We start from the raw sequence: 24914 nt of genomic DNA, 5'->3' as shown, positions 1-24914 counted from the left end.
GGATCAGAAGTCGCTGGTCGCCCGTTCGATCCAAACGGGGAGCCGCCGGGAGACCGTCCACACCGAAAGGCCCACGCCGACGCAGGCCAAGCCGTAGGCCAATTCGAACCCGGCGTAGCGCAACCACTGAGCCCGGGAAATGAAGGTCCAGGGAGTCGGTGAAAAAAAGTTGGTCTCGGGCTGGCCGCCGAAACAGTCCCACAGCCCTTTGCCCACCGCCAGAGCGCCCCAAACAAAAAAAATCCAGGCCGCCAACCTCGCCAGCCCGGCCACGGCCACCCGCTCCTTTCCGCCCGCCAAGGGTTACCCTTTGACGAGCTTTTTCAGCGAAAGGCTGGGTTTGAAAGAAATTTTACGCCCCGCCGGAATGGCGATGGTTTCCCCGGTCTTCGGATTGCGTCCCGGGCGGGCCTTTCGGGCTTTCACCTTGAAAGTACCCAGCCCTGTCAACGAAATCTTGTCGCCGGATTGAACGGTCTCCCGAATGACGGTCACCGCCGATTTCACGGCCTTGACCGCCTGGGCGCGCGTGATGTTCGCGTCCCGGGCAATCCTCTGAATAAGTTCTGTTTTTTTCATGGCGCCTCCCCATCCGAATTTTATCCCGGCCGTCTTATTTGCCCTTATTTTTAGATAAGAAAAGCATCCTGTCAAGAAGCGCGAAGCGCCCTGACCGTGAGGCTGAATTTAGCGGGACTTGCGCTTAGGCGGAACGGGGCAAACCCCTCCGGTTCGATGGGAACGGTCCCATCGGAGGGGAGATCGGCGGCCTTGAAGGCGGGAGGCGGCGGGACCCCCCCGAGGTCTTTGACCATGGCGATTTCCACGCAAGTGTCGGGAAAATAGGGGCACCGGACGCACTCGGTCCAGACCTTATGGGGCAGGAAGTTTTTCTCGACGCGCTTAAATCCGATCTTCGTGAAAAAACCGTCTTTCATGGTGAGCGCGAAAACCCTCGTGACGCCGAGGGCCTGGGCGTCCGCCAGACAGGAATTCACGAGCTTCCGCCCGATGCCTTTGCCCTGATAATCCGGGTCCACCGCCAAGGCTTTGACCTCCGCCAAATTGTCCCACTGGACCGCCAGGGAGCAACACCCCATCAAGCGGCCTTTGTCTTCGGCCACATGGAACTGTTGGAGATTTTCAAAGAGTTCCGAAATCGCCCGGGGCAAGAGTTCCCGCCTCTCGGAAAAAACCCCGAGAAGCCTGTGCATGGCCCGCACATCGCCGATTTTGGCCCGCCGAATTTTAACCATGGAAAATGAATTCTAGCATTATTGGGCGAGAGTCTTAGGATGGAGATGATGAAGGATGTGGGGTTTTTCCAGTCCGTGGGCGAGCATGAGTTTTTCGTCCGAAAGAAGGTCCGTCGGAGGGCCCTGGGCGATGAGCCGGCCTTGATCGATCAGGATCGCCTGGGAGCAGAGTTCCACCACCAGTTCCAGGTCATGGGTGGCGATGATTTGGGTGATGGGCAGGCGGGCCAACAGAGATTTGAGTTCCCGGCGGCCCCGGGGGTCCAGGTCCCGGGTCGGTTCGTCCAAGGCGAGGATTTTCGGATCGCAGGCCAACAGTCCCGCCAAACAAACCCGCCGTTTTTCTCCGTGGCTCAGATGATGGGGAAGGCGGTTCTCAAACCCTTCCAGTCCCATTTGGGACAAAGACCGCGACACCAAGGAAGCGATGTCCTCCTCCAACAAATCCCCTTGGGCGGGACCGAAGGCGACGTCCTCGAAAACCGTGGGGCAGAACAACTGGTCGTCGGGATCCTGAAACAGGAGTCCCACCTGGGAACGAACCCTGGCCCCATGGTCTTTGGAGATCGGCTGACCGAAAATGGAAACGGCGGGGGAAGAGGGAGGGTCCTCGGGCAAGAGACCGTTTAAATGCTGGAGAAGGGTGGATTTTCCGGCGCCGTTGGGTCCGATGAGAGCCACGCGGGCGCCCGCTTCCACGGAAAAATGGAGGTCCCGGAGCGCCTCATGCCCGTCCGCGTAGCGGTAGGACAGGTGGACGACCTCCACCGCCTTCACGTTTTCCACCCCCGGGCCCGCATGGCTCCATAAACGCGCTCGGCCCGTTCCGACGACCGAATAAACAGGTGGGCCGCCACGCCCGAAAGTCCCGCCCAGGCCGACCGGCGGGAGCGGGCGAACGTTCGACAGCGCCGAGCCCGCCGGAGACGGGTCATCTCTTCGGTCAACACAAACGTATACCGGTGCGCGAGCGCGATGGTGGTGACGAGCAGGCCCATCGCCCTAAAACGGCGAAAGACCTTTAACACTTCCGTAAAGGAGGTGATCTGGGAGAACAGGACCACCGCGCCCAAACAGAGCGTGCTTTTGGCCATTCGGCCGAAAAAAAGGCCCAGGCCGCCCGGCTGAAAGAGCAAGAGGAAGGCGATGCTCAATGCGAAGGGTTCCAACCAGAGAACCCGTTTGAGGAGCGGAACAAAAGGAAGCCGGGCCAAGGCCGCCACAGCGACCAAAAACCCCCCCGCCCCCAGGAAGAAAGGCCAAGCCTGGTTCGGCAGAAGCGCCGTCAAAATCACGAAAACCACCGTGCCTGACAACGGGACGGCGGCCGGAGAGCGATGGAGAAAAGTCTCCGCCCCTCCACGAGAATCACAGGGGCGGAGCGGCATTTTATTTTTTCTCCAACGGCGTCAAGAAACGCGCCAGTCCATAGGCCAACCCGAAAGCCGCCAGGGTTCCCAGAACACCGGCGAAGGCGGTGGATAAAACAACCGATGGAACACCCGGAACCGTGTAGTCCGGCCAGGGCGCCGGGATCCACCCCGAGACGGCGGCCCGGTCAAAACCAAAGGCATCAGCGACTTTCTCAAGCCCGTCCGGCCAACCACAGGCAAAGGGGGCCACGAAAATCGCCAGCCCCAGGGCTGTCAACAGGCCACCGACGACCAGGTCCGTGGCGGCGGCCCACGAGGACGATTCCGGGACATCCGTCCACAGTTCCGGCCGGAGCCGCACCACCGCCGCCACGATCAACGTCGTGATCAAGGCTTCCCCTAGGCCGATGAGCGTGTGGACGCCGACCATGGCCGGAAAAACAACCCGCCAGGGAACCGTTTTTGAAAAAGCCAGTTCACCCGCGCACGCCACGGAAGCGGCCACGGTGGACACCCAGGCCGCAAAGGCCGTGGCGGCCAGTCGCCCCCGAAAAGTCCCTCGGAACGCCCGCCCCACGAGACGGTAAACGACCCCGGCCATGACGACGGAAACAATCGCCATGTTAAATAGGTTGGCCCCCAGGGCCGTGATTCCCCCGTCCGCAAAAAGGAAACATTGGAGGACCAACACCGAACACAAGACGATCACGGCCGCGCTCGGCCCCAGCAACACCGCCGCCAAGGCCCCCCCGATCAAATGGCCCGACGTCCCTCCCGCCACGAAGAATTAAGCATCTGGGCGGCGAAGAGGAACGCCGCCGAAAGACCCAGGAGGGGCATTTTCGTTGGGGAAGGTTCCGTTGGAGGCGAACCAGGGCCCCTCCACTCCAGCCACCGCCAGAACCGAAGTGAGAACGATGGTTTTCGCGTCAATAAAACCGTCTGGAATGTGCATGGGACCTCGGCAGGTGGAGGCGGTATTGTTTAAAAGGCCAAAGAGGAACCGGCGAAGGACTACGGCCGGGGAACCGCCAGCGGGGAGAGGGAGGCGTTCCTTTCTCGGATTCGCGCGAGAAGGGCCTGGGCGCGCTGGCGGGCGGCGTCCATTTTGGGAGCGCGGATTTCCCGGTAACCACGGACCTCCGCGGGCAAACACAACAGTTCCGTGTAGAGACGGTACGTTTCATCGTCGGCAAAAAGATTGAATTCATCCACCAGGAACTCGTACCAGGTGAGAAACGAACGTTCCGCCGCGTGCCACCCCGGCATCAACCGTCGGAGGAAACGCAGGTGTTTCATGAGGCGAAGTTGCCATTGACGAGAGCGCCAATCGAACTGGATGTTCCGGCCCATCACCGTGAAGTTGGGCCGGTTCAAGTGAACGTATTCCAGTCGGTCGCCGCGTTCTTCATTCACGTTGTAGCGGGCCCGGTCCCGCCGGTGTTTTTCCTCGCCGGTCAACAAATGGGCGACATACACTTCGTCTTTGATGGCCATGACCCGATGGAGGTTGTCCAACACCGCAAGAGTGGCCTGCCACCCGCGTTCCTTTTGATCTTTGCGGTAGACGCCCCACAGGCGGGTCACGTAACGGCTCGCGTAGGCCGGCCCCCCCCACTGAATGAGGTCGTACACATATTGCGCCAGCCGCGCCCGTGCGGCCTCCGGCAGATCCATCCAACGCAGGGCCTCCTCCATCAGGCGACGGTAGTCGCGGGACCAACGGGAACCCACGATGGGATGGGCCCTTTGGAGAAGACCGGCGCGGTCCTCCAGGACCTCCGCGAACCCTGGCAGATGGGGCGCAAAGCTCTCGAACATCTCGGGCCGGGCGGCGGCTTGGCGGCCCAGCTCAAAAGCGCGCAGGTTCTCGTCCCGGTCTTGGGAGGGGACCATCACACCGATCGCCTTCCGCAGATTTTCCACCGACACGGGGAGGTGGCCCCGTTCATGGGCGGCCCCCAAGAGAAGCACGTTGGCGTAGAGACGGTTCCCGAAATACGTTTCCGAAATGGCGGAAAAATCCAGACCCAGATAGTCCCGGGTCGCGGCCTTCAGGAACGTCTCCAGACCCAGAACGGAGAAATCGTCTTTCCCGAGAAGCGTTTTAACCGTGGGCATCTTGTGGGTGTTGACCACGGCGGCGGTCCGATCCGGCGAAGCGACCCGCAGATTGACCTTGGGGTCCAGCCCCCGCACCGCCTCCAACATATCGATCCCGATCAAGAGGTCGGCCCGCCCGTAAGGAACAAGCGGGGCGAATGTTTTTTCGGTCTTCGAATAGATCACGTGGCCGTAAACGCCGCCGTTCCGGATGGCGAGCCCCTTTTTGTCGGCGAAAAGGACGTGGTAGCCCTCCATCAGCCCGGCCTGAACCAAAATTCCCGTGGTCACCCCGGACCCCATGCCGCCCACGCCGGCGGTATAGCAGAACCACGTGTCTTCCACCCGGTGAGACGGTCGGGACGGAAGCGGAGTCGCCGATTCGCCCGGGAGGGCCCCGGCGGGGCGCTCCCGCCGCACGATCACTTCCTCAAAGGACGGACACACTTTGCCTTTCACGCAAGCGCCGTCGGCCACGCAGAGGGATTTGTCCGTGATGATTTTAGGCCCATGCAAGGTCTCTTCGATCGCCAGCCCGGGACAACCGGTGGCGTTGGTGCATTCCAAGCAAAATTCGCAAACCTCCGGCGTGATGTTGATGAAACGTTCCTCCGGGAGATACCCCTGCTCGCGGAGCACCCGTTTTTTCTCGCGACGGACGCGACGTTGGTAGGTGATGCCGCATTCCTTATCGGCGATGACCACCTTGACGCCGTCTTTTAAGATCACCTCTTCCAGCAGAGCCCGGTAGGATTCCCGGTAGGCCGGATTGACGCGATAGAGGGGAACGGCGTCCCGCGCCATGCCTCGGACCAGCTGTTCGATGTCCTGGGCGAAGGTCTTTTGGTCCATGACGTCCTCGCCCGTTCCGGGGGTGGGCTGATGGCCCGTCATGGCCGTGGTTTTATTCTCGAGGATGATGTAGGTGATGTCTTGATGGTTCTTGATCGAGTCCGACACCGCGACCATGCCCGAATGGAAAAAAGTGGAGTCGCCCAGGAACACCACCTGCTTGTTTTTGATGAACGGCGCGATGCCGGAGCCCGTCCCGCCGCCCAATCCCATGCCGGAATAATCTTGCATGAGCCCGATGTTGGGCTCGAACTGAAGCATGGAATGGCAACCCGACTCCCCGTGGAAAATAACGTCCATGGGTTCGCTTTTGTGACGGGACCGCATAAAGGCGGGGTCCAGAAAATCCTTCTTCAAGGCCTTGGTGACGGTGGAGGAATCCCGGTGGGGACAACCGGGGCAAAAGGTGGGCGTGCGGACGGGGATGGAGATCTTTCGCTCCCCGGCGGCCCGCACCCGGTCCACGGCCCCCGCGCTGATTTTCCGGGAAGGTCCATAAACCTCCGGCGCCAGGGTCTCGATGACGGGAGCCAACCTTTCCACGAGCATGGAGGAGTTCAGACCTCGGAAAGAAGGCAGACCGTCCTTGTCGTCTGGAAATTTCTTGCCCCAGATGGCCGGGGAGCGAGCGAGGCGGCCCTCCTGGTGGGCGCGTTGGAGGGCGCGAATGATCTGCGTCTCCAAAAATTCGCGCTTTTCCTCCACGACGAGGAGATGATCGACCCGCGCGGCGAACGCGGTGAGGAGGGGTTCGTCCAACGGATAGGTGACACCCCATTTCAGAACCGGGAACCGACCTTCCAACCCCAGGTCCCGAAGGGCTTGGACCAGATAACAGTAAGACAGTCCCGAGGCCGTGAACCCCAACGGGGCGCGGCCGGCGGGCCCCTCGACTCGGTTCAGCCCCCGGTCCCTCACGCCCTTCAAAAAACGGTCGAAACGCGCGGGCAGGGTCGCTTCCCGGAGCGACGTGTGGGGCGGAATCATGACCATCCGCTCCACCGGCATTTGCGCGGAGGAGAGGGTCGTCCGTTGATGGTGGTTCAGCGCGGGGTACAGGTTGGGACGGCACCGAACCGATCCGCCGCCGTCCGCCTGGTTGGTGGTAACCACGTAGGTCAAGTAGAGGTCCGCCGCGCCCGACAATTCAAAAGCGTCCTTGATCCAGTCCTTCAATTCTTGGAAAGTGGCGGGTTCCATCACCGGCATGTGAAGGTGCAGGCTCAAAAACCGCGAATCGGAATTGATCTGGGTGGTTTCGTTCCAGGGATCGTCGCCCACGATGACGACCGCTCCGCCGCCCGGTTTTTGCGGCTCGGAGAGATTGCCGATGGCCAGCGCGTCGGCGGCCACGTGCATGCCGACGGATTTCATGATGGCCACCCCGCGCAAATCGGCCAGGCGGGCCCCGTTCAACCGAGCGGCCGCCAGCCCCTCGTTGTTGGCCATCTGGGCCACGATGCCCTTCTCCACCAGAAGGTCCGAGACCCGCGTGACCGCGTCAAAAACCTCGGATACGGGAGACCCCGGGTAACCGGTGATGAGCGCGGCCCCGCCCTCCAGGGCGCCTTTCAAAATCAATTCGTTGCCCGTGAAGGGCGCCATGCCATCTTCTTTCAGAAATCGTTTATCCATACATCCTCCGTCAAATCGATTCGTACCTGGACGTGGCCAGGAGGTCTTTGGCGTGCCGAAGACCGAGGCTCGTGTCCGCCCCGGGAGCGGAGCCGAAGAGCCGGGCGATCTCGGCCGGCCGTTCCGCTTCGGTAAGCCGGCGCAGATTTGCGCGGGTTCGGTCGCCCTTGATTTCTTTTTCCACGGTCCAATGGGCGTCCGCGCAGGCGGCGATCGTGGCCAAATGGGTGACGCAAAGCACCTGGCGCCCCCGGCCCAAAGCGGCTAATTTCTTCCCCAGCACGCCCCCCAAACTTCCCCCGACGCCCGCGTCGATCTCATCAAAAATGAGCACGGGAACGTTGTCCGCCCGGGCGAACACGCTTTCAATGGCGAGCATAACCCGGGACAGTTCTCCGCCGCTCGCCGTCTCGGCCAGCGGCGCTTGCCCTTCCCCCGGGTTGGCGGCGAAAAAAAACTGAACCTGGTCCGCCCCGGTGGAGGTGAACCGGCCCTCCTCGCTCTGAACGTCCACGACGAACGCCGCGTGGGGAAGCCCGACCTCCTTGAAATCCTTCTGCACGGCCGTCGTCAATCTTTTCGCCGCTTTCCGACGACCTTCCGACAGGACGGCCGACTGCCGCGCCAGTTCCGCCTCCGCCTCCGCCAATCGACGGGCGATGTCCGCGCTTTTTCCTTCCAGATGGTCCAACCGATCCAACTCCTCGGACACCCGGGCCCGGTAGGCGGCGACGTCCGCCAGTGTCGGCCCGTATTTTCGTTTCAGTTTCCCCAACAAATCTAACCTCGAAAGGACCTCTTCCAACCGGGCGGGATCCGCGTCGATCCCGACGAAAAAACCTTCCAACTGTTGGGCCGCCTCCTCCATGTTAACCACGGCGGTGTCCAGCAGGTCCGATACCTCGGCGAGAGGCGCCCCGAGGGCTTTCAAAGATTCCACCTCCCGTTGCACGCGCCGCGCAAGGTCCGTGGCCGAGGACTCTTGCGCGTGAAGAAAGCCGTGGGCCTCCTGGGCCAAAGATTTGAGCCGGTCGGCGTTCTTCAGCTGGGGGAGGAGCGTTTCCAACTCCGCCTCCTCTTCCGGGCGAACGTTGGCGGCCTCCAACTCTCGCTTCTGAAAGCGATATAGGTCCAATCGTTGGGCCCGCTCCTGCTCGGAAAGCGTCAGGGCGTCCCGTTCGGCCGCGCACTCCCGCCAACCGGCGTGGGACCGTTCCACCGACCGGCGAACCTCTTCCAGGCCCCCAAAAGAGTCCAGGAGATCCCGCTGTTCCGCGGGTTTCAAAAGCAATTGCTGATCGCTTTGGCCGTGGGCCGAAACCAGAAGTTCGCCAAGCCGACCCAAGGTCGCCAAATTGACCGGATGGTCGTTGGCGAAGGCCCGGGACTTCCCCGCGGCGTCGACTTCGCGGCGAAGAACCAATTCCTCGTCCTTCTCTTCGCCCAGACCGATTTCTTTTAAAAGCGTTTTTAGCCGCCGCCCGAGACCCTGAAAGCGCGCGGAAACCGACAGCCGCTCCGCCCCCCGGCGAATTTGGGCCGTCTCCGCCCGCCGCCCCAGAGCCAGGCCCAGGGCGTCCAAGAGAAGGCTTTTGCCCGCGCCCGTCTCGCCCGTGAGAGCCACCAGCCCTGGTCCGAGCTCGAGCCGGAGATCTTCCAACAGTGCGAAATTTTTTACGGCCACTTCCACGAGCATCAGCGCTCTCCCCACAAAAATTTTTCCCGCAAGACCCCGAAAAAGGCGTGGTCCCGCTCGGAAAGAATCTGAAGCCTCTCCCGATGGCGGCGGACCAGAACCCGTTCCCCGCGCCCCAGCGTGAAGGGCTCCCTTCCGTCCAGCGAAACGACTATTTTTTCCCCGGGATGGCGCGGTTCCAGCCGCACCTCCACCACGCTTTCCGGAGGAATCAAGACAGGCCGCTGGCTCAGGCTGTGCGGGCAAATCGGCGTGAGCAAAATCAAATCCATTTCCGGGCAAGCGATCGGTCCCCCGGCCGCCAAGGAATAAGCGGTGGACCCCGTGGGCGTGGCCACGATCAACCCGTCCCCGACGTAGGTCCCGAGGGGCTCCTCGTTCACGCTCACGGAAAGGCGTACCACCCGGCCGGGAGCGGCCCCTTGAATCACGCAATCGTTGACCACGGCCCGGCCCGGGCCCCGGGGAGGAACGACCTCCAACATCATCCGGTTCGTGATCGTCAAACGCCCGGCCAAAAGTTTTTTCAGAACGGGGCGCACCCGATGCACATCCGTCGCGGTGAGAAAACCGAGCCGACCGAGGTTGACCCCCAACACCGGAACGCCCAGCGGAGCGGCGCGCCGAGCGGCCGCCAACAGCGTGCCGTCCCCCCCCAACGAAACCACCGCCCCCGCCCGCGAGACCTGGCCCGATCCAAGAACCCGAACGCCCAGGGAGGACAGCCAGCGTCGAAGCATTTGCTTCGCTTTCCGTGCGGCGGGAATTTGCGGGTTGTGGAAGAGCGCGACCGCGAAGGGAAGCGCCGTACGGCGTCGAGCGTTCACAGAGGCGGGAGATTGGCTATCCCGCGCCCTCCCGTCTCACGATCTCTTCCCAAACCTGTACGATGTCTCCGTCCCACCAGCCACGCTCCACTTCTTCCCACAAGGTCTGGAAGGTTTTGTCGATGGAATAGGCCTCTTTGTAGCTCCGGCGCGAGGTGAGGGCGTCGTAGATGTCCACCACGTTCACGATGCGAACCAACTTGGGAATTTGAGCGGCCTTGAACCCGCTGGGATACCCGGTCCCGTCCAAACACTCGTGGTGGTGGCGGATGATGGGAAGGATCCCTTCCAAACTTTTCAACCGCTGGCAGATCTCACCGCCGACCACCGCGTGTTTGCGCATGATTTCCCATTCCGCGTCGTCCAGCGGTCCGGCCTTTTGGAGAATCGCGTCCGGGATTCCGAGCTTGCCGATGTCGTGAAGCATGCCGCCCTTCCGGAGCGTTTCCAACTCAAAGGCGTTGCACCCCAAAGCCCGGCCCAGCATGACGGCGTAGCGGCCCACCCGGTCGGCGTGGCCCAGGGTATAGCGGTCCTTGGCCTCGATGGTGCGGACGAGAGTCATCAGGATCGCTTCGGCGTCCTCCAGTTCATCGGTCAAGGTTTTGATTCTCAACAAGGACCGGACCCGTGTCAAAAGCGCGTCCTGCTCGTAGGGTTTGGGAAGAAAATCGTCGCACCCGGCTTCGAGGGCGCGAACCTTCTCGTTCTCGGGGAGAAGACCGGTCACCATGATGACGGGCAGGAGGCGGGTTTCGTGCTGGTTCTTAATTCGTCGGCAAGTTTCAAGACCGTTCAAGCGGGGCATGTCGAAATCGATGATGCAAAGATCGGGGGCGGATTCCTGAATCCGCTCGAGCGCTTCCTGACCGTCCTGAGCGGTGATCACCCGAAACCCCTCGACGCTCAACAACGTTTCCAGAGCCTTCTGGGCGTAACGGTCATCGTCAGCGATCAGGATGGTCAAATCACCAGCCGAAAGGACGGGCATAGAACCCATGATACAAGATTCGACGGAGGGGCTCAACGGGGAGTCTCCGGGAGGATCTCGTAAAGGGTATACCGTTCCAGCGGCCCCCGCGTGAACGTGAAGGGCAGAGCGCCCCAGGCCGACGCGTAAAACCCGGCGGAGCCTTTGTTGTCCATGACCCGGAGCGGCCAGCGGGACGTATATTCATAGACCGCCAAAGGCCGGCGGCGATGGGTTTCGGCGCGGTACCACCAAGGAGGCATAATCACTTCTTGTTGGAGGACCAGGTCTCCCGGAACCATGTGCGTGTCCTTGAAAGCCGGTCGCCACCCCACCGTTTTCAAATAGCTGGAGGTGAAGGAATCCCCAAGAAAAAATCCCCGCCGGCCCGTCGACAACAACCCGTCCCGCGTCGCGTCCCGGGCGATGAGGCGGCTCGTCTCCGCTTGAAAATAATCTCCCGCGCCGAGGCCCAGGCTGAACAAAAAGAGCGTCACGGCGGCCCCGCCCCACCGACGGGTCAACCGAACGGGGGAAAAGGAAAACCGCTCCTGCCAGAGACGATAGCTGAGGAAAACGACCGGGACCAGAAGGGTCAGGTAATAGCGGGCGGCGACCCATTGCATGACGTAGACCATCTGAACGGTTCCGATCGCCAGCCAACCGAAAAGGAAGAAATCGGAGGGATGCCGCACCCCGCGCAAAACCTTGATTACGGCCCAAAGAAAGAGCGCTCCCCCCACCGACAGGGCGGCCAGGGTCAAGGACTCAAATCGACTGAACCCGCCGCGGGGCCCCTCCAGAAAAAAGGCCAGGAGGAGCGCGGCCAAAATAGCCAAAAGCGTTTTCCGCCTATTCCCCACTTCCACCCAACCCACCAGCGGGAGAAGAAAGACCCCGCTCAAAAACGTGAGAAAAATCAAGACGTGTCCCCAAGTGAAGGTTTGCATCACCCTTTTAGACGATTCGGTGAGATGGACGGCGCCGTAGGTGGCCACGTTCCACCCGCTCCAGAGGGCGAATATCGCCAGGGGCAAAAGGAACGTCAGCCAAGGGGTCCAACGGCGGCCGCTCTCGCGATCGGTCCACCAATAAAGAGCGGCGACCGGAAGAAGCATCGCGCCCGTGTATTTGGTGAGGAGAGTGAGCCCCATGGCAAGCCCCGACACGATCAGCCATCCGGTCGAACGCCGACGGAGACCCTCCACCCAGGCCCAAAGCGCCCCCAGGAAAAAGAAGAGGAGGGTGGCATCGATCATGAGCGCATAGGACGTGAGCCAAAAGGCGGGGGTGAGGACAGACAGAACGGTCACCGGAACGGGGGGGAAATTAAGCCGGGCCGCCAGCCGGTAAATGAAGACCGCGGCCCCCCCCGATAGTAAAAGACAGAGAAGCCGCACCACCCACAGCCGCCCCCCGCCCAGCTTCCAGAACAGGCCCAGAAGGTAATGGTGCAAGGGGGGGTTGACCATGCGGGGCGGCTGGCCGCGTTCCCATCCCGCATGATCGACCCCGTCGTCGTCCGCTTTGAAATCGTAGGGCCGGAGAGGATGATCCAAGGTTCCGATGGCCATCAGCATGTGATAGTGGTCGTCGACGAAATAGGCCCGCCCCACGAAAGGCGCGCCCAGAACGATGGGGAGGAGGAAAATCCAAACCAGGGGCGGGACTTTGAGTTTCACGGATTCATTATAGAAAACAAGAAGAGGCCGCTGGTCGTTTGGCGACCAGCGGCCCCATGCGGCGTTTGCGATGGCCTGTACACCGAGTTTTGTCCACCGGGAGCCGGGGGAAAACCCCGGTCCGGCTGACGGATCATTCCTCTGGGCCCGTTCTCGCGAACGGGCTCAAGCGGCGACCTGAGAGACGCGCCCGAAGGCGACGGGACCGGGCCAGTCCCCCTACGTCCAGGGCCTCTCACTCTTGCCTTTCTCCAGGCGGGGTTTGCCTTCCCCCGTCTCTCGACGGAGGAACGGGAGCTCTTACCTCTCGTTTTCACCCTTGCCACGCGCGCCTCGCGGCGCCGTTCGGCGGTCTGTTCTCTGTGGCACTTTCCGTCGAGGGAAACGCCGACCCCCGCCTTCCCGTTAGGAAGCGCCCTGCCCACTGGAGCTCGGACTTTCCTCCGCGGCCCTCTTCGCCGCGGCGATCCGCCGACCATCGAAAAAAGGAAAGAAAAAGATCTATTTCCGGTCCAGCGCTTCGTTGGCCAAACCGTCGGCCCGCTGGTTGTGGGGATGGCTGGACCGGGCGATGTGGACCACGTCCACTTTTTCAAAGCGGCGTTCCAGTTCTTTGACTCGGGACAAGAGAGCGATCATGCGGGCGTCTTTCGCCCGATATTCACCGGAAACCTGCCGCACCACAAATTGGGAGTCGGTCCGAACCTGGGCGCGCGTCGCCCCGCGTTTCAACAATTCCGTCAGGGCTCGGATCAGCCCTTCGTATTCCGCCACTTGGTTGGTGTTCGTGCCGATCCGCTCGCCGATCTCGGCCGCCACGCCGCCCTCGGGATCGCAAAGAACCACGCCATAAGACGCCGGACCGGGATTGCCCCGGGAGGCCCCGTCGCAATAGGCGGTCCACAGGGGCGCCCCCATGGATTTAACCCGAATAATTCAGTTGCCCACGGGATTCGACGTAAAATCTGACCCTTTTTACTTCACAAAAAAGTTCGACCGTAGTCCCAGCTACGCTCTCACTTTTTTGTTTCGTAAAGAGCCATCTTTTCCGTCTCGGTCCTCGCGTGCAACTGAATTATCCGGGTTAATGAGAGGGAGAATCGATCCCGACCGAAGCGGCGGGAGCCGTGCCATCCGGCAGGGGGGCCGGAGAGGAAACCGCCGGCTCCACCGGTTTGGGAACAATATAAAGGATCCGCGAACAGCTTTCACAGGTGACAATTTCTTTTCCCTTCATCACCTGGTTCACCAGATTGGGCGTCAGGCCGGTGCGGCACCCCCCGCACACCATGGCGTTCACCGGGACCACGGCCGCGTAGCCAGGCCGACCCCGCTGAATGGCCTCGTACCGGGACCGGACGTCCGCCGGCAAGCCCGCCGCGAAAGAATCCCGAGCGATCTTCTGGGCCGCGGCCTTGGCGTTGATCTCGGCCTCTTCCGCGTCCAACGCCCGTTCCCGCCCCTCCATTTCCAGGCGGGCTTTCTGAGCCTCGCCTTCGGAGGCCTTGGCTTCCTTCTGCAACGCCTCGATGGATTCCATAAGCACCAGGACCTGATCCTCTAAAATCACTTTCTCTTTCTTGGCGGCTTCGATCTCGCTGATGAGAGCCTTGTAAGCGTCGTTAGATTTGACGTTGTTCAACTCGCTTCCGTGCTTGCGAACCGCCTGGTCCTTCGCTTCGATCTCGATCTCCAAATTTTTGCGCTGGACCTGGGCCTCGACCAAGAACTTCTTGGAGTTTTCCTGAGCCGCGGCCACCTCCGCCCGACGGACCGCCAAGTCCTCCCGACAAGCGGCCACCTGGGAAATTCCCAAGCGCGCGGCCTCGCGTTCCTTGTCCATTTCTTGCAAGCGAATCAAAGCGACGATCATTTCGTTCACAAAGATCCTTTGAACCTTTATTCTCCCGCCCGTCCCGTGGGCGGTATAGGGATTGAACCTATGACCTTTCGCGTGTGAGGCGAACGCTCTGCCGCTGAGCTAACCGCCCACGGGACGGGCGAATAGGGATTATAACATTTCCGGCTCAGCCGGGAATTCATGGCTGGCGAAGGATCTCCGCCACGGCATCGTCGTGTTCCTTAAACTCGGACAAATCGTCGTGGCCGGCCCCGTCGATGAGGAAGAACAAACCCTGGCGGGGAATCAACGGCCAAAGTTGGACGCTGGAATCGTGAGGCACCAGCGCGTCCGCTCGGCCATGGATGAGGGACACGGGACAGCGGACCTCCCGGAGCCAAAGGTCCGACCGGAGTTGGTAACGCACCAGGAAATCGGGGACGAAAGGATAAAGCCGGCGCTTCATATCGAGCAGGCTGAAATAGGCGGATTCCAGAAGCAGGAGCCGGGGACTGTTTTTCCGGGCCAAGTGGGCCGCCACGCCGGACCCCAGAGAACGGCCGCAGAGGAGGATCCGGTCCTCCGAATACCGGGCCTTGGCCCAGGCGTAAACCGCATCGGCATCCCCCAAAAACTGGGTTTCGCTTTGTATCTTTCCGGTGCTTTTCCCATATCCCCGGTAGTCCATCAGAAGGACGTCGTAGCCGGCGGTCAAGAAAGGCCAACGCACGGGCTCCCACGTCAAGAGGGACCCTGCGTTCCCATGAAAATAAAGAACGACTCCGCGGGAGCGCTCGGCTCGAAAAAGGACGGCGTTCAGGCGAGCCCCGGGAACTTCAATAAAAATCTCTTCGAAGAAACCCCGGAACGGATAGACCAATCGCTGGAGGACTTTTTGAGGGAAAAACAGAAGGCGCTCTTGACCGAAATAGAGAAAGGCGCAGAGGGTCAGATACAGGAACCCCAAGACGCACGACAGCGCGCCCACGATACGGACGACGCTATGAAGGGAGGAGACGAAGAATTTCGGAAGAATCATGGCGGGAAACGTCTCCTGGCCTTGAGCGAAGCTCCAAGAAAAACCTGGGCCCTGGTGGAGTTGAACCACCGACCAACCCGTTATGAGCGGGACGCTCTAACCGCTGAGCTAAGGGCCCCTCCGTCGCACCCCGACAAAACGAATCAGGGCCTGATGGTTGGTATAACGGGCCGGCCGTCCTTCTATTCCACGTATTCCCGCAGGAATCGGCTTCGGCTGGGGTGCCGAAGCTTGCGGATGGCTTTGGCTTCGATCTGGCGGACGCGCTCGCGGGTCACGCTGAAGATGCGGCCCAGCTCTTCTAAGGTGCGCGGGTAGCCGGTGCCGATGCCGAACCGGAGCTTGATGATTTCAGCCTCCCGATCGCTCAAGGTGGCCAAAGCTTTCTCCACCTCCTGCTGGCGGAGGGAATCGTTGGCCGAATGCGCGGGCGAAATATCCCCTTTGTCCTCGAGAAAATCCTCCAACACCGAATCCTCTTCCTCTCCCACGGGGGTGGTCAGGGAGATCGGCTCCTGCATGATCTTCAGGATCTGGCGAACCTTGTCCGTCGATAGGCGGAGGGCCTTCCCGTATTCCTCCACGGTCGGATCCCGGCCATTTTCCTGACGGAACTTGCGGCTGACTTTGGTGAGTTTAGAAATCACTTCTTTCATGTGCACCGGAATCCGGATGGTGCGGGCCTGGTCGGCGATGGCCCGGTTGATGCTCTGCCGGATCCACCAGGTGGCGTAGGTGGAAAACTTGAACCCGCGCCTCCATTCGAATTTCTCGACGGCTTTAATGAGACCGAGGCCGCCTTCCTGGATCAAATCCGACAGCTCCAAGTTCGACCCCACGTGTTTTTTAGCGATGGAAACCACCAGCCGCAAGTTGGCCTTGATCAACTGAAGCTTGTCTTTAAGGATGGCCTCTTCCAACTGCCGAATTCGAGTGTCGAGAGCCAACAGCTCGTTGGCGCTCACGGGAAGCATTCGCACCATGCGTTGGAGTCGGAGTTGGATGGTCTCGACATTCTGCATGGAACTTTCGATGCCGCTCGTGGTGTAGCCGGTCAACTTGTGGAATTGGGCGCCGGGCATCTTCTTGGCCAGGACTTTTTGGTAAAGCTTTTTAAGTTCCTGATAGGGGAGCTTGAACCTTTTTTCGTAACGCTGGGTCTCGTCCTCGAACTCACGAACTTTCAGCCCGAGGCTCTTGATCTTGTTGACCAGCCGGCGAATCTTTTCCTGATTCAGGTTCAGGCTGATGATGCGTTCAACGATGACCTGCCGCTCGGCGTTGATCTTGGCCTTAAGTTCCTCCACCGTCTGGGCGGGGAGCTTGCTTTCCAATTTCAGCTTGATCTTGTCGATGCGAAGCTCGGCCTGGATGATGAATTGAACCACGGTTTTCACCCGCCGCCGCATGCCCGAAAGCTCGGAGGCCGTACGGCGGCCCCGGGGCATGAGCTCCTTGGGGGTCATCTCGTCGGCTTCCAAGAGTTGCTCCCAGTTCTGGACCTCGCGGTGCGTGATGGGGGATTCCAAAACGACGAGCTTCAGGATCTTCTCGTTGTCTTTGATGCTCCGCGCCAGCGAGACTTCCTGTTCCCGCGTCAGAAGAGGCACCTTGCCCATCTCGGAAAGATACATGCGGATGGAGTTCTGGGTGTCCAACTCCACATCGGGAACGCCCATTTCCTCGTGGGTTTCGTGTTTCGCGCGGCCGTGGTCTTCGCCGCGCTCAACGACGTCGATCCCCATTTCTTCAAGTTTTCCGAAGAGCGTGTCCAACTCTTCGGTGGTGAAGTTGGTTTCGGGAAGTTTCTGGCTGATTTCCTCATAGGTCAGGAAACCGGCTTCTTTGCCGTGTTCGATCAGTCCACGTACCAGGTCTTGATGGTTCAATGGCTCGCGTCGTTCCAAGGTCAGGTCACCGGTCCGATGAACCCGCGCCCCCGGGCGTTGCCGCCCGCAGGAGCCGGGTGAGGGTTTGATACCGCAAAATTTTAACTTCGTCGCGGGTCCGACGTCCTTCCAACATATCCAGAACCTCGCGTTCCAGCGCGGCGCGTTCGCGCCGCTGAACCGACAACTCCAAACTTTTCACGCTCCGGGCCAAATCCTCCCGCGGGTCGTCGAATTTCTTCCCTTCCAACAAGAGCGCCGTCAGCCAGGGCCCGTCCGCCGCTCCCAAGGCCTCCACGGCCGCGGCCGGATCGATGGACCGGTGGGCCTTCCATTGGTCTCGCCAGTGCCGAAACACCGCCCGGCACCGGGTGTCGGCGAAAAGAGCGTCGGAGATGTCCACGCCTTCCCAAACCGAACTCACGCCGCCCAAAATCTGAAGGACTTCTTCTTCTGCCGTCCGAATGTCGGGCCCTTTCGGCCGGGCGGGCGCCGCCGCATTCTCCGCCGGAGGCCGCGCCCCGGTTCCCGACTTGGCTCCTTGGCGAGCCATCTCCCGGTGAAGCGCGGCCGTGTCCAAAGAAAGCCGGGTCGCGGTTCGCTTGATCCATTCTTCCCGAAGCAATTCGTTCGGCACGCCGGCCAAAAACCGCAACAACTCTTCGGCCTTCCGAAGGCGCCCATGCAAATCGCTGAACCCGGCGAGGTCCGGGGCCAACCGGTCCAGCCAAAAATCCACCACGTCCTGGGCCTTCGTCAAAAGTTCTTCCAGGGCGCCCAACCCGCGGGATTGAACAAACTCGTCCGGGTCCAACCCTTCCGGCACCTGGGCCACGCGGACGAACACGTCCTCTTTCAAAAAAACCGCCGCACTCCGCCAACTGGCGTTTTGCCCCGCCGGATCGGGGTCGAAAAGCAAAACCGCTTCCTGGGCGTACCGACGAATCAACCGCGCCTGGTCCGGCGTCAGCGCCGTCCCGAGGGGCGCCACCGCCGCGCCCATCCCGGCCTGATGCAAACCGATCACGTCCATGTAGCCTTCCACCACCACCGCCCGGGCCCGTTCCCGCAACACCGCCCGCCCCTCATAGAGACCGTAAAGGTGCCGGCCCTTGGTGTAGACGGGGGTCTCCGGCGAATTGATGTATTTCGGCCCCGCCTCCTCTTCCAACACACGGCCGCCGAAAGCCACCACTTGACCATACGGATCATGAATCGGAAAGATCAATCGACCGGACAGGGGATCCTGATACCGCCCGGTGCGGTCCGACCGCGCGGCCAAACCGGCCGACAGCAGCCGCTCGATGGGAACGCCCTTCTTGAGGGCCACGTCCAAAAACCCTTCCCGCCGCGGCGCATACCCAAGCCGGAACTGGTTCACCGTCTCGGGCCGAATCGCGCGCTGGCTCAAATGCCGCCGCGCCGGCTCCGCCTCGGCAGACGTGCGCAGGCTGTCCCGATAAAACCCCGCCGCCTCTTCCAGTAGGACCAAGAGCAGGTCCCGATCCTTGGCCCGGCGGCTCGCGGCGTCGTCGTTCTTGTCCCAATCCAACACAACGCCAGTACGCCGGGCAAGTTCCCGCAGAGCTTCCGGAAAGGAAAGCCCTTCCAGCTTCATCACGAAGGTGAGGATGTCCCCGCCCTCCTGGCACGCGCCGAAACAATGCCAGAGCCCCTTGTCCGGTTGGAAATAGAAGGAAGGCGTCCGCTCATTGTGAAACGGACAATTACCCTTCCAGCGGGACCCGGATTGCTTCAAGCTCGGCACGGCCTCCTGGATAACGGCCAGGGGGTCGAGCGCGGTCTTGATGCGCTCCAACGTTTCGCGCGAAACGCCCACTCCAGTATGCCCTCGCGTCCCCTAAAACGGAGACCCCGGGCTTACCCGCGGTTCGCCCGCGCCATGCGTCGGCGCAATTTACGGCGGGACTCGGCCTGTTTGCGCTTCCGCTTGACGGAAGGCGGCTCGTAGTATTCCCGCCGTTTGATTTCCTGCATAATGCCGTTGCGCTCGCATTCGCGCTTGAACCGGCGAAGAGCTTCTTCGATGGATTCCCCATCACGAACTTTGACGAAAACCATTATTGAAAACACCACCTTCCGGTTGAATTTTTACCCGCAAAAGCAAAAGTCCTCGTCCGGCCAACCGAGCCGGCGAAAAAAAACTAAATCGAACGAGGTTTGTGGTCCCCTACCCGGGGGGCCAGCCGAGGCGGCGGCCCGCCAAAAAATGAACGTGCAAGTGGCTCACGGCCTGACCCGCGTCGGGTCCGTTGTTCACGACGAGCCTAAACCCGGTTTCCCGCACGGAAAACTGATCGGCGAGCTTTTTGGCGGCCTGGTAAATTTCCCCCAAAAGCGGCGCGTCTTCCGGCGACAAATCCAGGGCCCGCGCCACATGTTTCTTCGGGATAATCAGCGCGTGCACCGGCGCTTGGGGATGAAGATCCTTGAACGCCAAAACCGCATCGTTTTCGAAAACCACGCTGGCCGGAATCTCTTTTTGGACGATCCGGCAAAAGAGGCATTCGATCACCGCGGGATTATAGGGAAAAAAGACGCTTTTTGCAATAGAAAACCCTTTAAAAGGGTTAAACCTAAAGGGTAGAGGGAACGAGGGTGCCTGCGGGGACCTCGGCGGGGAGGGAGACGCGGAGGTAGTTGTCGGTCCAACCCTCGCCCGTGCCTTCGGCGAGGGCCGTCCGGGTGGTGCCGCGAAAACGGTCCCGGAAGCGGGCGGTCAAAGACTCGGACAGAGAGATGAGCCGCCGCGTGCGTTTCTGAAGAATGGCCCGGTCCAGGGGTTCAAGTTCGGCCGCGGGGGTGCCTGGCCGAGGAGAATAGGGGAACGCGTGCAGGCCGGTCAGGTTCAAGCCTTCGATACGGCCCAGGGTGGTTTCAAACGCCGCTTCCGATTCTGTCGGAAACCCGGTCAACACGTCGGCGGTCACCGCGGCGTCGGGCAGAAACCGGCGCACCGTCCGAACCCGGTCTTCGTAGTCGGCAAACCGATACCAACGGCCCATGTCTTTGAGAACGCCGTCGTCGGCCGACTGAAGAGGGATGTGGAAATGGGCGCAGACCTTGTCCGTCCCGGCCGCGAGATGGATCAACTCATCGGGAATTTCGGTGACTTCCAAAGACGATAGCCGCACCCGAAACCGCCCGGACAGCGCGACGACGCGGGCCAAAAGAGCCGCCAACCCCTCGGATTTTCCCTCGGGCGACCGCCCGCGGTAAAGACCCAGCCGAATGCCGGTGAAAACGATTTCTCCATGGCCGGCGTCGACCAGCGTCCGGACTTCTTTCAGCACGTGGTCGACGGGCTTGCTCCAGTAGTCCGGCCTCGTTTGGGGGATGATGCAATAACGGCAGGGCGCCTTGCATCCGTCTTGAATTTTGACGAAGGCCCGGGCGCGGTGGGCAAACCGGGAGAGGCCCCACACCTCGGGGGCCACTTCAAACCCTAGGCAGGCGGGAAGACCTTCTTTTTCCTTATTGGAATAAACCTCGACGCGGGGGGAAAGGGAACGAAGCGATTCCGGGGCATGGCTGGCGTAACAGCCGGTCACCACCACGCGGGCCTTGGGGTTTTCCCGCAGTAACCGCCGAACAAACTGTCGGCATTCCTGGTCGGCCTTGGCCGTCACCGAGCAGGAGTTGACCAGGCAAAGGTCCGCCTCCCGGTGATCGTCGACGGAAACGCCCCCGCCGGACTCCAGCCTCGCCCGGAGAAGCTCCGTATCGTACTGGTTCGCTTTACACCCGAAGGTTTGAAAAGAAACTTTCACCGGGGCCGGAACCGCGCGCCCAAAAGCCACGCCCCGGACATGGCGCCCAAAACAGCGACCCCCGTGGCCACGATGGAAACCGGGGGAACGATGCGCCAATAATCGGCCCGGCCCAGGGCTTCCGATAGAGTTTTAAATTCCTGGAGGGAGTAACGGGTGAGCTGTTGCAAACCGAGAGGAAGGCCGACGATGATCCCGGCCAGCCACGCCTGGCGGGTGGCCAACATTCCGGCCAAAGCGCCCACGCAGAAAAAAACGGCCAACAAACCGAGGGGGTCCACCAAGACGAACGTCCCCGCAATTAATGAGCCGACGCTCACCCCAGCGGAAACGCCGACGATCCAACCCCAACTTCGCTGGGGCGGGGAAACGGAGGAAATGGGTTTAGAGTCCGAGTTCATAAAAGATGGCGGAGGCGGCGAAGATCCCGGCGGTTTCCGTCCGTAAAATCCGGGGGCCGAGCGTCACGGGCACCACGCCCGCGACCCGAACCTGGGCCACTTCGCCGGGGTCAAAGCCGCCTTCCGGCCCGATCATAACATTTACCACCGGCCGCCGCCCGACCCGATCGACGGAAGCGAGCGCGGCTTTCAACGTCCGCTCCATTTCCCCCTCCCAGGGGATGAGAGACGTCTCCCCCGGCCCCAACCGGGCGAGGGCCCCCGCCACGTCCACCGGCACTGAAATGGGAGGCACTTCCACGCGCCCGCATTGAGCCGACGCCGCGCGGACAATTTTTTCCCAGCGCGCTTTTTTCGCGGCCCAGCGGTCCGCCGGGACCACGGCCACGCTTCGCCGGGTCTGCAGGGGAACGATTTCGGCCACGCCGAGCTCGGTGGCCTTCTCCAAAATCCACTCGAAAGCGTCCCCCTTCGGAACCGCCTGAAACAAGCGAAGGGTGTAAGGCTCCTCCGCCGTCGAAGCCTCCGCCAAAATCCTTCCCTCCACCCGCTCCGGCGTCACGACCTCCAACACCCCGCGATAGGAATGGTTCACTCCGTCAAAAAGCCCAATTTCATCGCCGGCCTTTTTCCTCAACACCCGCGCCAAATGACCGGACTCTTCAACCGAAAGGACGAACCGGCCGGCGCGAATACTTTTGGGAGAAACAAAAAAGTGGGGCACAGGAAGGTGGATCTACTTGCCGAAAGCGTTCTTGAAGAAACCCTCTTCGGAAGAAATACCGGTTTCGCCCATGGTTTTGGCGAGTTCGGCCAGAAGGCGGCGCTGGTCTTTGGAAAGTTTCGAAGGCGTATCGACGATAACGCGGACCAGAAGATCGCCCCGTCCGCCGCCGCGCAACGCGGGCATGCCTTCGCCGCGCACGCGTAAAAGTGCTCCCGACGGGGTGCCGGCCGGGATGTGGATGCGGACGGATTTCTGCACGGTGGGAACGTCCACGTCACCCCCCAACGCGGCCAAAGGAACCGTCACGTGTCGCTCCGTTAAAAGGTTTTCCGCCTCCCGCTCAAAGCGCTCGTCCTCCCGAACGCGAATGATCACGTAGAGATCTCCCGACGGGGCTCCCCGCCCTCCCGCCTCTCCTCCGCCCGGAACGCGGAGCGCGGTGCCGTCCTCCACCCCCGGGGGAATACGGACGGTGACATTTTCGGTTTTGCGGACGTGCCCCTGTCCGCGACAGTCGGCGCAGGGGCTTTCCACCATCTGTCCGGACCCTTGGCATCGGGGACAGGTTTGGGCCATGGTAAAAAATCCCCGAGTGGCGCGGACCTGGCCGGCGCCGCGGCAATCACTGCAGGTTTTGGCCGACGTGCCGGGCTTGGCCCCGGACCCCTTGCAAACGGCGCAGGCGGCGTGGCGGGTCACCCGCAGGGCGGCCTGGGTGCCGGTGAACGCCTCCACCAACGTGACCACATGCTCGGCTTGCAAGTCGGCCCCTTTCCGATTTGTCCTCGGAGGTTTTGTTCCCGGGGTTCCGATCCGGATGGTGTTGAAGCGCGAGTTTTCGATAAGCCTGCTTCAGCTCATCGGCCGAGGCGGTTTTAGAAACGCCCAGGACCTCATAATAATCGCGCTTGGCCATGACGAAGGACCCCTGCGGAACTAGGGTTTCTTATCCTCGTCCACCACCTCCGCGTCCACCACCTTTTCTTTCCCGTTGCCCCCCGCGGAGGCGTCACCGGCGGTGGCCCCCCCGCCCGGCGCTTCTCCCCCGGCCTGGGCCTTGGCGGAAGCCGCCTTGTAGACCTCCTCGGCCAACTTATGGGAAGCCTGAAGCAGGTCTTCCTTGGTTTTCTTGATCTTGTCCAAGTCCGTGCCCTTCAGCGCCTCTTTGGCGTCGGTCACCGCGCGCTCGATGGCCATGCGGTCGTCCTGGCTCACCTTGTCGCCGTGCTCTTTTAGGGCCTTTTCCGTAGAGTAAACAACGGCGTCGGCCTCGTTTTTGGTTTCGATTTCCTGGGCCTTCTTTTTGTCCTCGTCGGCAAACTTCTCGGCTTCCTTGACGAATTTCTCCACCTCGTCTTTGGAGAGCTTGCTCTTGGCGTGGATGGTGATGTGCTGTTCCTTCTTCGTGCCCATGTCCAAGGCTTTCACGTTCAAGATGCCGTTGGCGTCGATGTCGAAGGTCACCTCGATTTGCGGCATGCCGCGCGGGGCCGGCGGAATGCCGTCCAAGTCGAAATGGCCCAGGGACGTGTTGTCCTTGGCCAGGGGCCGCTCACCCTGCAAAACATGGATCGTCACGGCCGGCTGTTGGTCGGACGCGGTCGAGAAGGTTTGAGACTTCTTCATGGGGATCGTGGTGTTCCGCTCGATCAACTTGGTCATGACGCCGCCCAGGGTTTCGAGGCCCAAGGAAAGGGGCGTCACGTCCAAAAGCAGGACGTCTTTGACTTCGCCGCCCAACACGCCGGCCTGAATGGCGGCGCCCAAGGCCACGCACTCCATGGGGTTCACCCCGCCCTCGATTTTCCGCCCGATGTAGCTTTCGACGAATTTCAAAACAATGGGCATGCGCGTGGGCCCGCCCACCATGATCACTTTCGTGATCTGGCCGGCCGAGAGCCCGGCGTCTTTCAACGCCTGCTCCATCGGATGCTTGCATCGGTCAATGATCGGCTGAACCAAAGACTCGAGCTTGGAACGCGTGAGCTTCATCTGCAAGTGCTTGGGCCCGGAGGCGTCCGCCGTGATGAAGGGCAGGTTGATGTCGGTCTCCAACACCGTGGAGAGTTCGATCTTGGATTTTTCGGCCGCTTCTTTAAACCTCTGCATGGCCATCTTGTCCTTCCGCAGATCGATGCCGTTTTCCTTCCGGAACTCCTCGGCGATGAAATCGATCAAGACGTTGTCCATGTCCGTTCCGCCCAGCTGGGTGTCGCCGGAGGTGGAGAGCACCTGAAACGTGGCCTCTTTCTCGATGGACCCCATGTCCATGATGGTCACGTCCAAGGTTCCGCCGCCCAGGTCGAACACCAGAATTTTCTGGGCCTGTCCGGACTTGTCCAATCCATAGGCCAAGGAGGCCGCCGTGGGTTCGTTGACCAACCGCACCACTTCCAAGCCGGCGATCTTTCCGGCGTCTTTGGTGGCCTGGCGCTGGTTGTCGTTGAAATAAGCGGGCACAGTGATCACGGCTTTTTCCACCTTGTCGCCCAGATAGGCTTCGGCGTCCCGCTTGATCTTTTGCAGAATAAACGCCGACAACTGTTGGGGGGTGTAGTCTTTCCCATGAATGGAATAGTTGAACTCCTGCCCCATTTTCCGCTTGAAAGCGTAGACGGTTCCTTCCGTGTTCGAAACCGCCTGGCGCCGCGCGGGCTCGCCCACCAGCAGTTGATCGTCTTTCGTGAACGCCACGTAGCTGGGAAACGCCTTGCCCCCCAAGGTGGTGCCTTCCGCCGACGGAATGATGACGGGCTTGCCGCCTTCCATCACCGCCGCCGCCGAATTCGATGTTCCCAAGTCGATACCGATGATTTTAGACATGTTGGATCCT

General features: G+C 61.3%; 23 protein-coding genes, 2 tRNA genes, 1 other RNA gene and 1 pseudogene. All 27 read right to left on the bottom strand.

The window, feature by feature from the left end; genetic code table 11:
* Positions 1–3: 3 nt before the first annotated feature.
* Positions 4–300: a hypothetical protein gene (locus IPP35_10865; GenBank protein MBL0059581.1), complete on the bottom strand. Its 297-nt coding sequence runs from the start codon at positions 298–300 to the stop codon at positions 4–6.
* A gap of 3 nt (positions 301–303) precedes the next feature.
* Positions 304–579 carry an HU family DNA-binding protein gene (locus IPP35_10860; GenBank protein MBL0059580.1) on the bottom strand — a complete coding sequence of 92 codons (276 nt, stop codon included), beginning with the start codon at positions 577–579 and terminating at the stop codon, positions 304–306.
* A gap of 71 nt (positions 580–650) precedes the next feature.
* Positions 651–1256, bottom strand: coding sequence for an N-acetyltransferase (locus tag IPP35_10855; GenBank protein MBL0059579.1), 606 nt, complete (start codon positions 1254–1256; stop codon positions 651–653).
* An 18-nt stretch (positions 1257–1274) separates the two neighbouring features.
* Positions 1275–2042, bottom strand: coding sequence for an energy-coupling factor ABC transporter ATP-binding protein (locus IPP35_10850; protein MBL0059578.1), 768 nt, complete (start codon positions 2040–2042; stop codon positions 1275–1277).
* Entirely contained in the window at positions 2030–2644 is a 615-nt protein-coding gene (locus tag IPP35_10845; GenBank protein MBL0059577.1) for a hypothetical protein, read from the bottom strand. The genes IPP35_10850 and IPP35_10845 overlap by 13 nt, the downstream gene beginning before the upstream one ends.
* A 1-nt stretch (position 2645) precedes the next feature.
* The gene (locus IPP35_10840; protein ID MBL0059576.1) at positions 2646–3410 is read right to left on the bottom strand and encodes an energy-coupling factor ABC transporter permease; all 765 of its coding nucleotides are present in this window, start codon (positions 3408–3410) and stop codon (positions 2646–2648) included.
* Positions 3411–3416: 6 nt separating this feature from the next.
* Positions 3417–3584, bottom strand: a complete 168-nt coding sequence (locus IPP35_10835) for a hypothetical protein (GenBank protein ID MBL0059575.1) — start codon at positions 3582–3584, stop codon at positions 3417–3419.
* 59 nt (positions 3585–3643) lie between these two features.
* Positions 3644–7219, bottom strand: coding sequence for a 2-oxoacid:acceptor oxidoreductase family protein (locus IPP35_10830; protein ID MBL0059574.1), 3576 nt, complete (start codon positions 7217–7219; stop codon positions 3644–3646).
* 10 nt (positions 7220–7229) lie between these two features.
* Positions 7230–8915, bottom strand: a complete 1686-nt coding sequence (gene recN, locus IPP35_10825) for a DNA repair protein RecN (protein MBL0059573.1) — start codon at positions 8913–8915, stop codon at positions 7230–7232.
* Entirely contained in the window at positions 8915–9655 is a 741-nt protein-coding gene (locus tag IPP35_10820; protein ID MBL0059572.1) for an NAD(+)/NADH kinase, read from the bottom strand. Before IPP35_10820 ends, recN begins: the two co-directional genes overlap by 1 nt.
* 103 nt (positions 9656–9758) lie before the next feature.
* Positions 9759–10709 (bottom strand): response regulator, encoded by a 951-nt coding sequence (locus IPP35_10815; protein MBL0059571.1) that lies wholly within the window; start codon positions 10707–10709, stop codon positions 9759–9761.
* Between the two features lie 56 nt (positions 10710–10765).
* Positions 10766–12394, bottom strand: a complete 1629-nt coding sequence (locus tag IPP35_10810; GenBank protein ID MBL0059570.1) for a glycosyltransferase family 39 protein — start codon at positions 12392–12394, stop codon at positions 10766–10768.
* Positions 12395–12456: 62 nt separating this feature from the next.
* Positions 12457–12877: RNase P RNA component class A (rnpB, locus tag IPP35_10805), an RNA gene on the bottom strand.
* An 18-nt stretch (positions 12878–12895) separates the two neighbouring features.
* Complete coding sequence (locus tag IPP35_10800) at positions 12896–13312, bottom strand: ribonuclease HI family protein (GenBank protein ID MBL0059569.1); 417 nt, start codon at positions 13310–13312, stop codon at positions 12896–12898.
* A gap of 166 nt (positions 13313–13478) precedes the next feature.
* Positions 13479–14276 (bottom strand): hypothetical protein, encoded by a 798-nt coding sequence (locus IPP35_10795; protein ID MBL0059568.1) that lies wholly within the window; start codon positions 14274–14276, stop codon positions 13479–13481.
* Between the two features lie 37 nt (positions 14277–14313).
* Positions 14314–14385, bottom strand: a tRNA-Val gene (locus IPP35_10790).
* 48 nt (positions 14386–14433) lie between these two features.
* On the bottom strand, positions 14434–15273 hold the full coding sequence (locus IPP35_10785; protein ID MBL0059567.1) for an alpha/beta fold hydrolase: 840 nt from the start codon (positions 15271–15273) through the stop codon (positions 14434–14436).
* A gap of 45 nt (positions 15274–15318) precedes the next feature.
* Positions 15319–15391: transfer RNA gene (locus IPP35_10780), tRNA-Ile, on the bottom strand.
* A gap of 64 nt (positions 15392–15455) precedes the next feature.
* Positions 15456–17162 carry a sigma-70 family RNA polymerase sigma factor gene (locus IPP35_10775; protein ID MBL0059566.1) on the bottom strand — a complete coding sequence of 569 codons (1707 nt, stop codon included), beginning with the start codon at positions 17160–17162 and terminating at the stop codon, positions 15456–15458.
* A gap of 25 nt (positions 17163–17187) precedes the next feature.
* Positions 17188–19002, bottom strand: a complete 1815-nt coding sequence (dnaG, locus tag IPP35_10770; protein ID MBL0059565.1) for a DNA primase — start codon at positions 19000–19002, stop codon at positions 17188–17190.
* Between the two features lie 41 nt (positions 19003–19043).
* Complete coding sequence (locus tag IPP35_10765) at positions 19044–19244, bottom strand: 30S ribosomal protein S21 (GenBank protein MBL0059564.1); 201 nt, start codon at positions 19242–19244, stop codon at positions 19044–19046.
* Positions 19245–19353: 109 nt separating this feature from the next.
* Positions 19354–19698: a histidine triad nucleotide-binding protein gene (locus tag IPP35_10760; GenBank protein ID MBL0059563.1), complete on the bottom strand. Its 345-nt coding sequence runs from the start codon at positions 19696–19698 to the stop codon at positions 19354–19356.
* A 61-nt stretch (positions 19699–19759) separates the two neighbouring features.
* Positions 19760–20983: a MiaB/RimO family radical SAM methylthiotransferase gene (locus IPP35_10755; GenBank protein ID MBL0059562.1), complete on the bottom strand. Its 1224-nt coding sequence runs from the start codon at positions 20981–20983 to the stop codon at positions 19760–19762.
* Positions 20950–21273, bottom strand: coding sequence for a hypothetical protein (locus tag IPP35_10750; GenBank protein MBL0059561.1), 324 nt, complete (start codon positions 21271–21273; stop codon positions 20950–20952). Before IPP35_10750 ends, IPP35_10755 begins: the two co-directional genes overlap by 34 nt.
* Positions 21274–21337: 64 nt before the next feature.
* On the bottom strand, positions 21338–22078 hold the full coding sequence (locus IPP35_10745; GenBank protein MBL0059560.1) for a 16S rRNA (uracil(1498)-N(3))-methyltransferase: 741 nt from the start codon (positions 22076–22078) through the stop codon (positions 21338–21340).
* A gap of 12 nt (positions 22079–22090) precedes the next feature.
* Positions 22091–22997 (bottom strand): annotated as a pseudogene (locus tag IPP35_10740) (DnaJ domain-containing protein).
* Positions 22998–23017: 20 nt separating this feature from the next.
* Complete coding sequence (dnaK, locus tag IPP35_10735) at positions 23018–24904, bottom strand: molecular chaperone DnaK (GenBank protein MBL0059559.1); 1887 nt, start codon at positions 24902–24904, stop codon at positions 23018–23020.
* Positions 24905–24914: the final 10 nt, after the last annotated feature.

Source organism: Elusimicrobiota bacterium (assembly GCA_016721625.1).
Taxonomy (GTDB): domain Bacteria; phylum Elusimicrobiota; class Elusimicrobia; order FEN-1173; family FEN-1173; genus JADKHR01.
Note: the sequence above shows the minus strand (reverse complement) of the source record. Positions and strands in the feature narration are given on the sequence as shown.

Coding starts and splice junctions, on each gene's coding strand:
- recN (MBL0059573.1), bottom strand. CDS start 8,915: ATGCTCGTGGAAGTGGCCGTAAAAAATTTCGCACTGTTGGAAGATCTC.
- IPP35_10855 (MBL0059579.1), bottom strand. CDS start 1,256: ATGGTTAAAATTCGGCGGGCCAAAATCGGCGATGTGCGGGCCATGCAC.
- IPP35_10860 (MBL0059580.1), bottom strand. CDS start 579: ATGAAAAAAACAGAACTTATTCAGAGGATTGCCCGGGACGCGAACATC.
- IPP35_10830 (MBL0059574.1), bottom strand. CDS start 7,219: ATGGATAAACGATTTCTGAAAGAAGATGGCATGGCGCCCTTCACGGGC.
- IPP35_10800 (MBL0059569.1), bottom strand. CDS start 13,312: ATGGGGGCGCCCCTGTGGACCGCCTATTGCGACGGGGCCTCCCGGGGC.
- IPP35_10845 (MBL0059577.1), bottom strand. CDS start 2,644: ATGCCGCTCCGCCCCTGTGATTCTCGTGGAGGGGCGGAGACTTTTCTC.
- IPP35_10835 (MBL0059575.1), bottom strand. CDS start 3,584: ATGCACATTCCAGACGGTTTTATTGACGCGAAAACCATCGTTCTCACT.
- IPP35_10785 (MBL0059567.1), bottom strand. CDS start 15,273: ATGATTCTTCCGAAATTCTTCGTCTCCTCCCTTCATAGCGTCGTCCGT.
- IPP35_10820 (MBL0059572.1), bottom strand. CDS start 9,655: ATGCTTCGACGCTGGCTGTCCTCCCTGGGCGTTCGGGTTCTTGGATCG.
- IPP35_10765 (MBL0059564.1), bottom strand. CDS start 19,244: ATGGTTTTCGTCAAAGTTCGTGATGGGGAATCCATCGAAGAAGCTCTT.
- dnaK (MBL0059559.1), bottom strand. CDS start 24,904: ATGTCTAAAATCATCGGTATCGACTTGGGAACATCGAATTCGGCGGCG.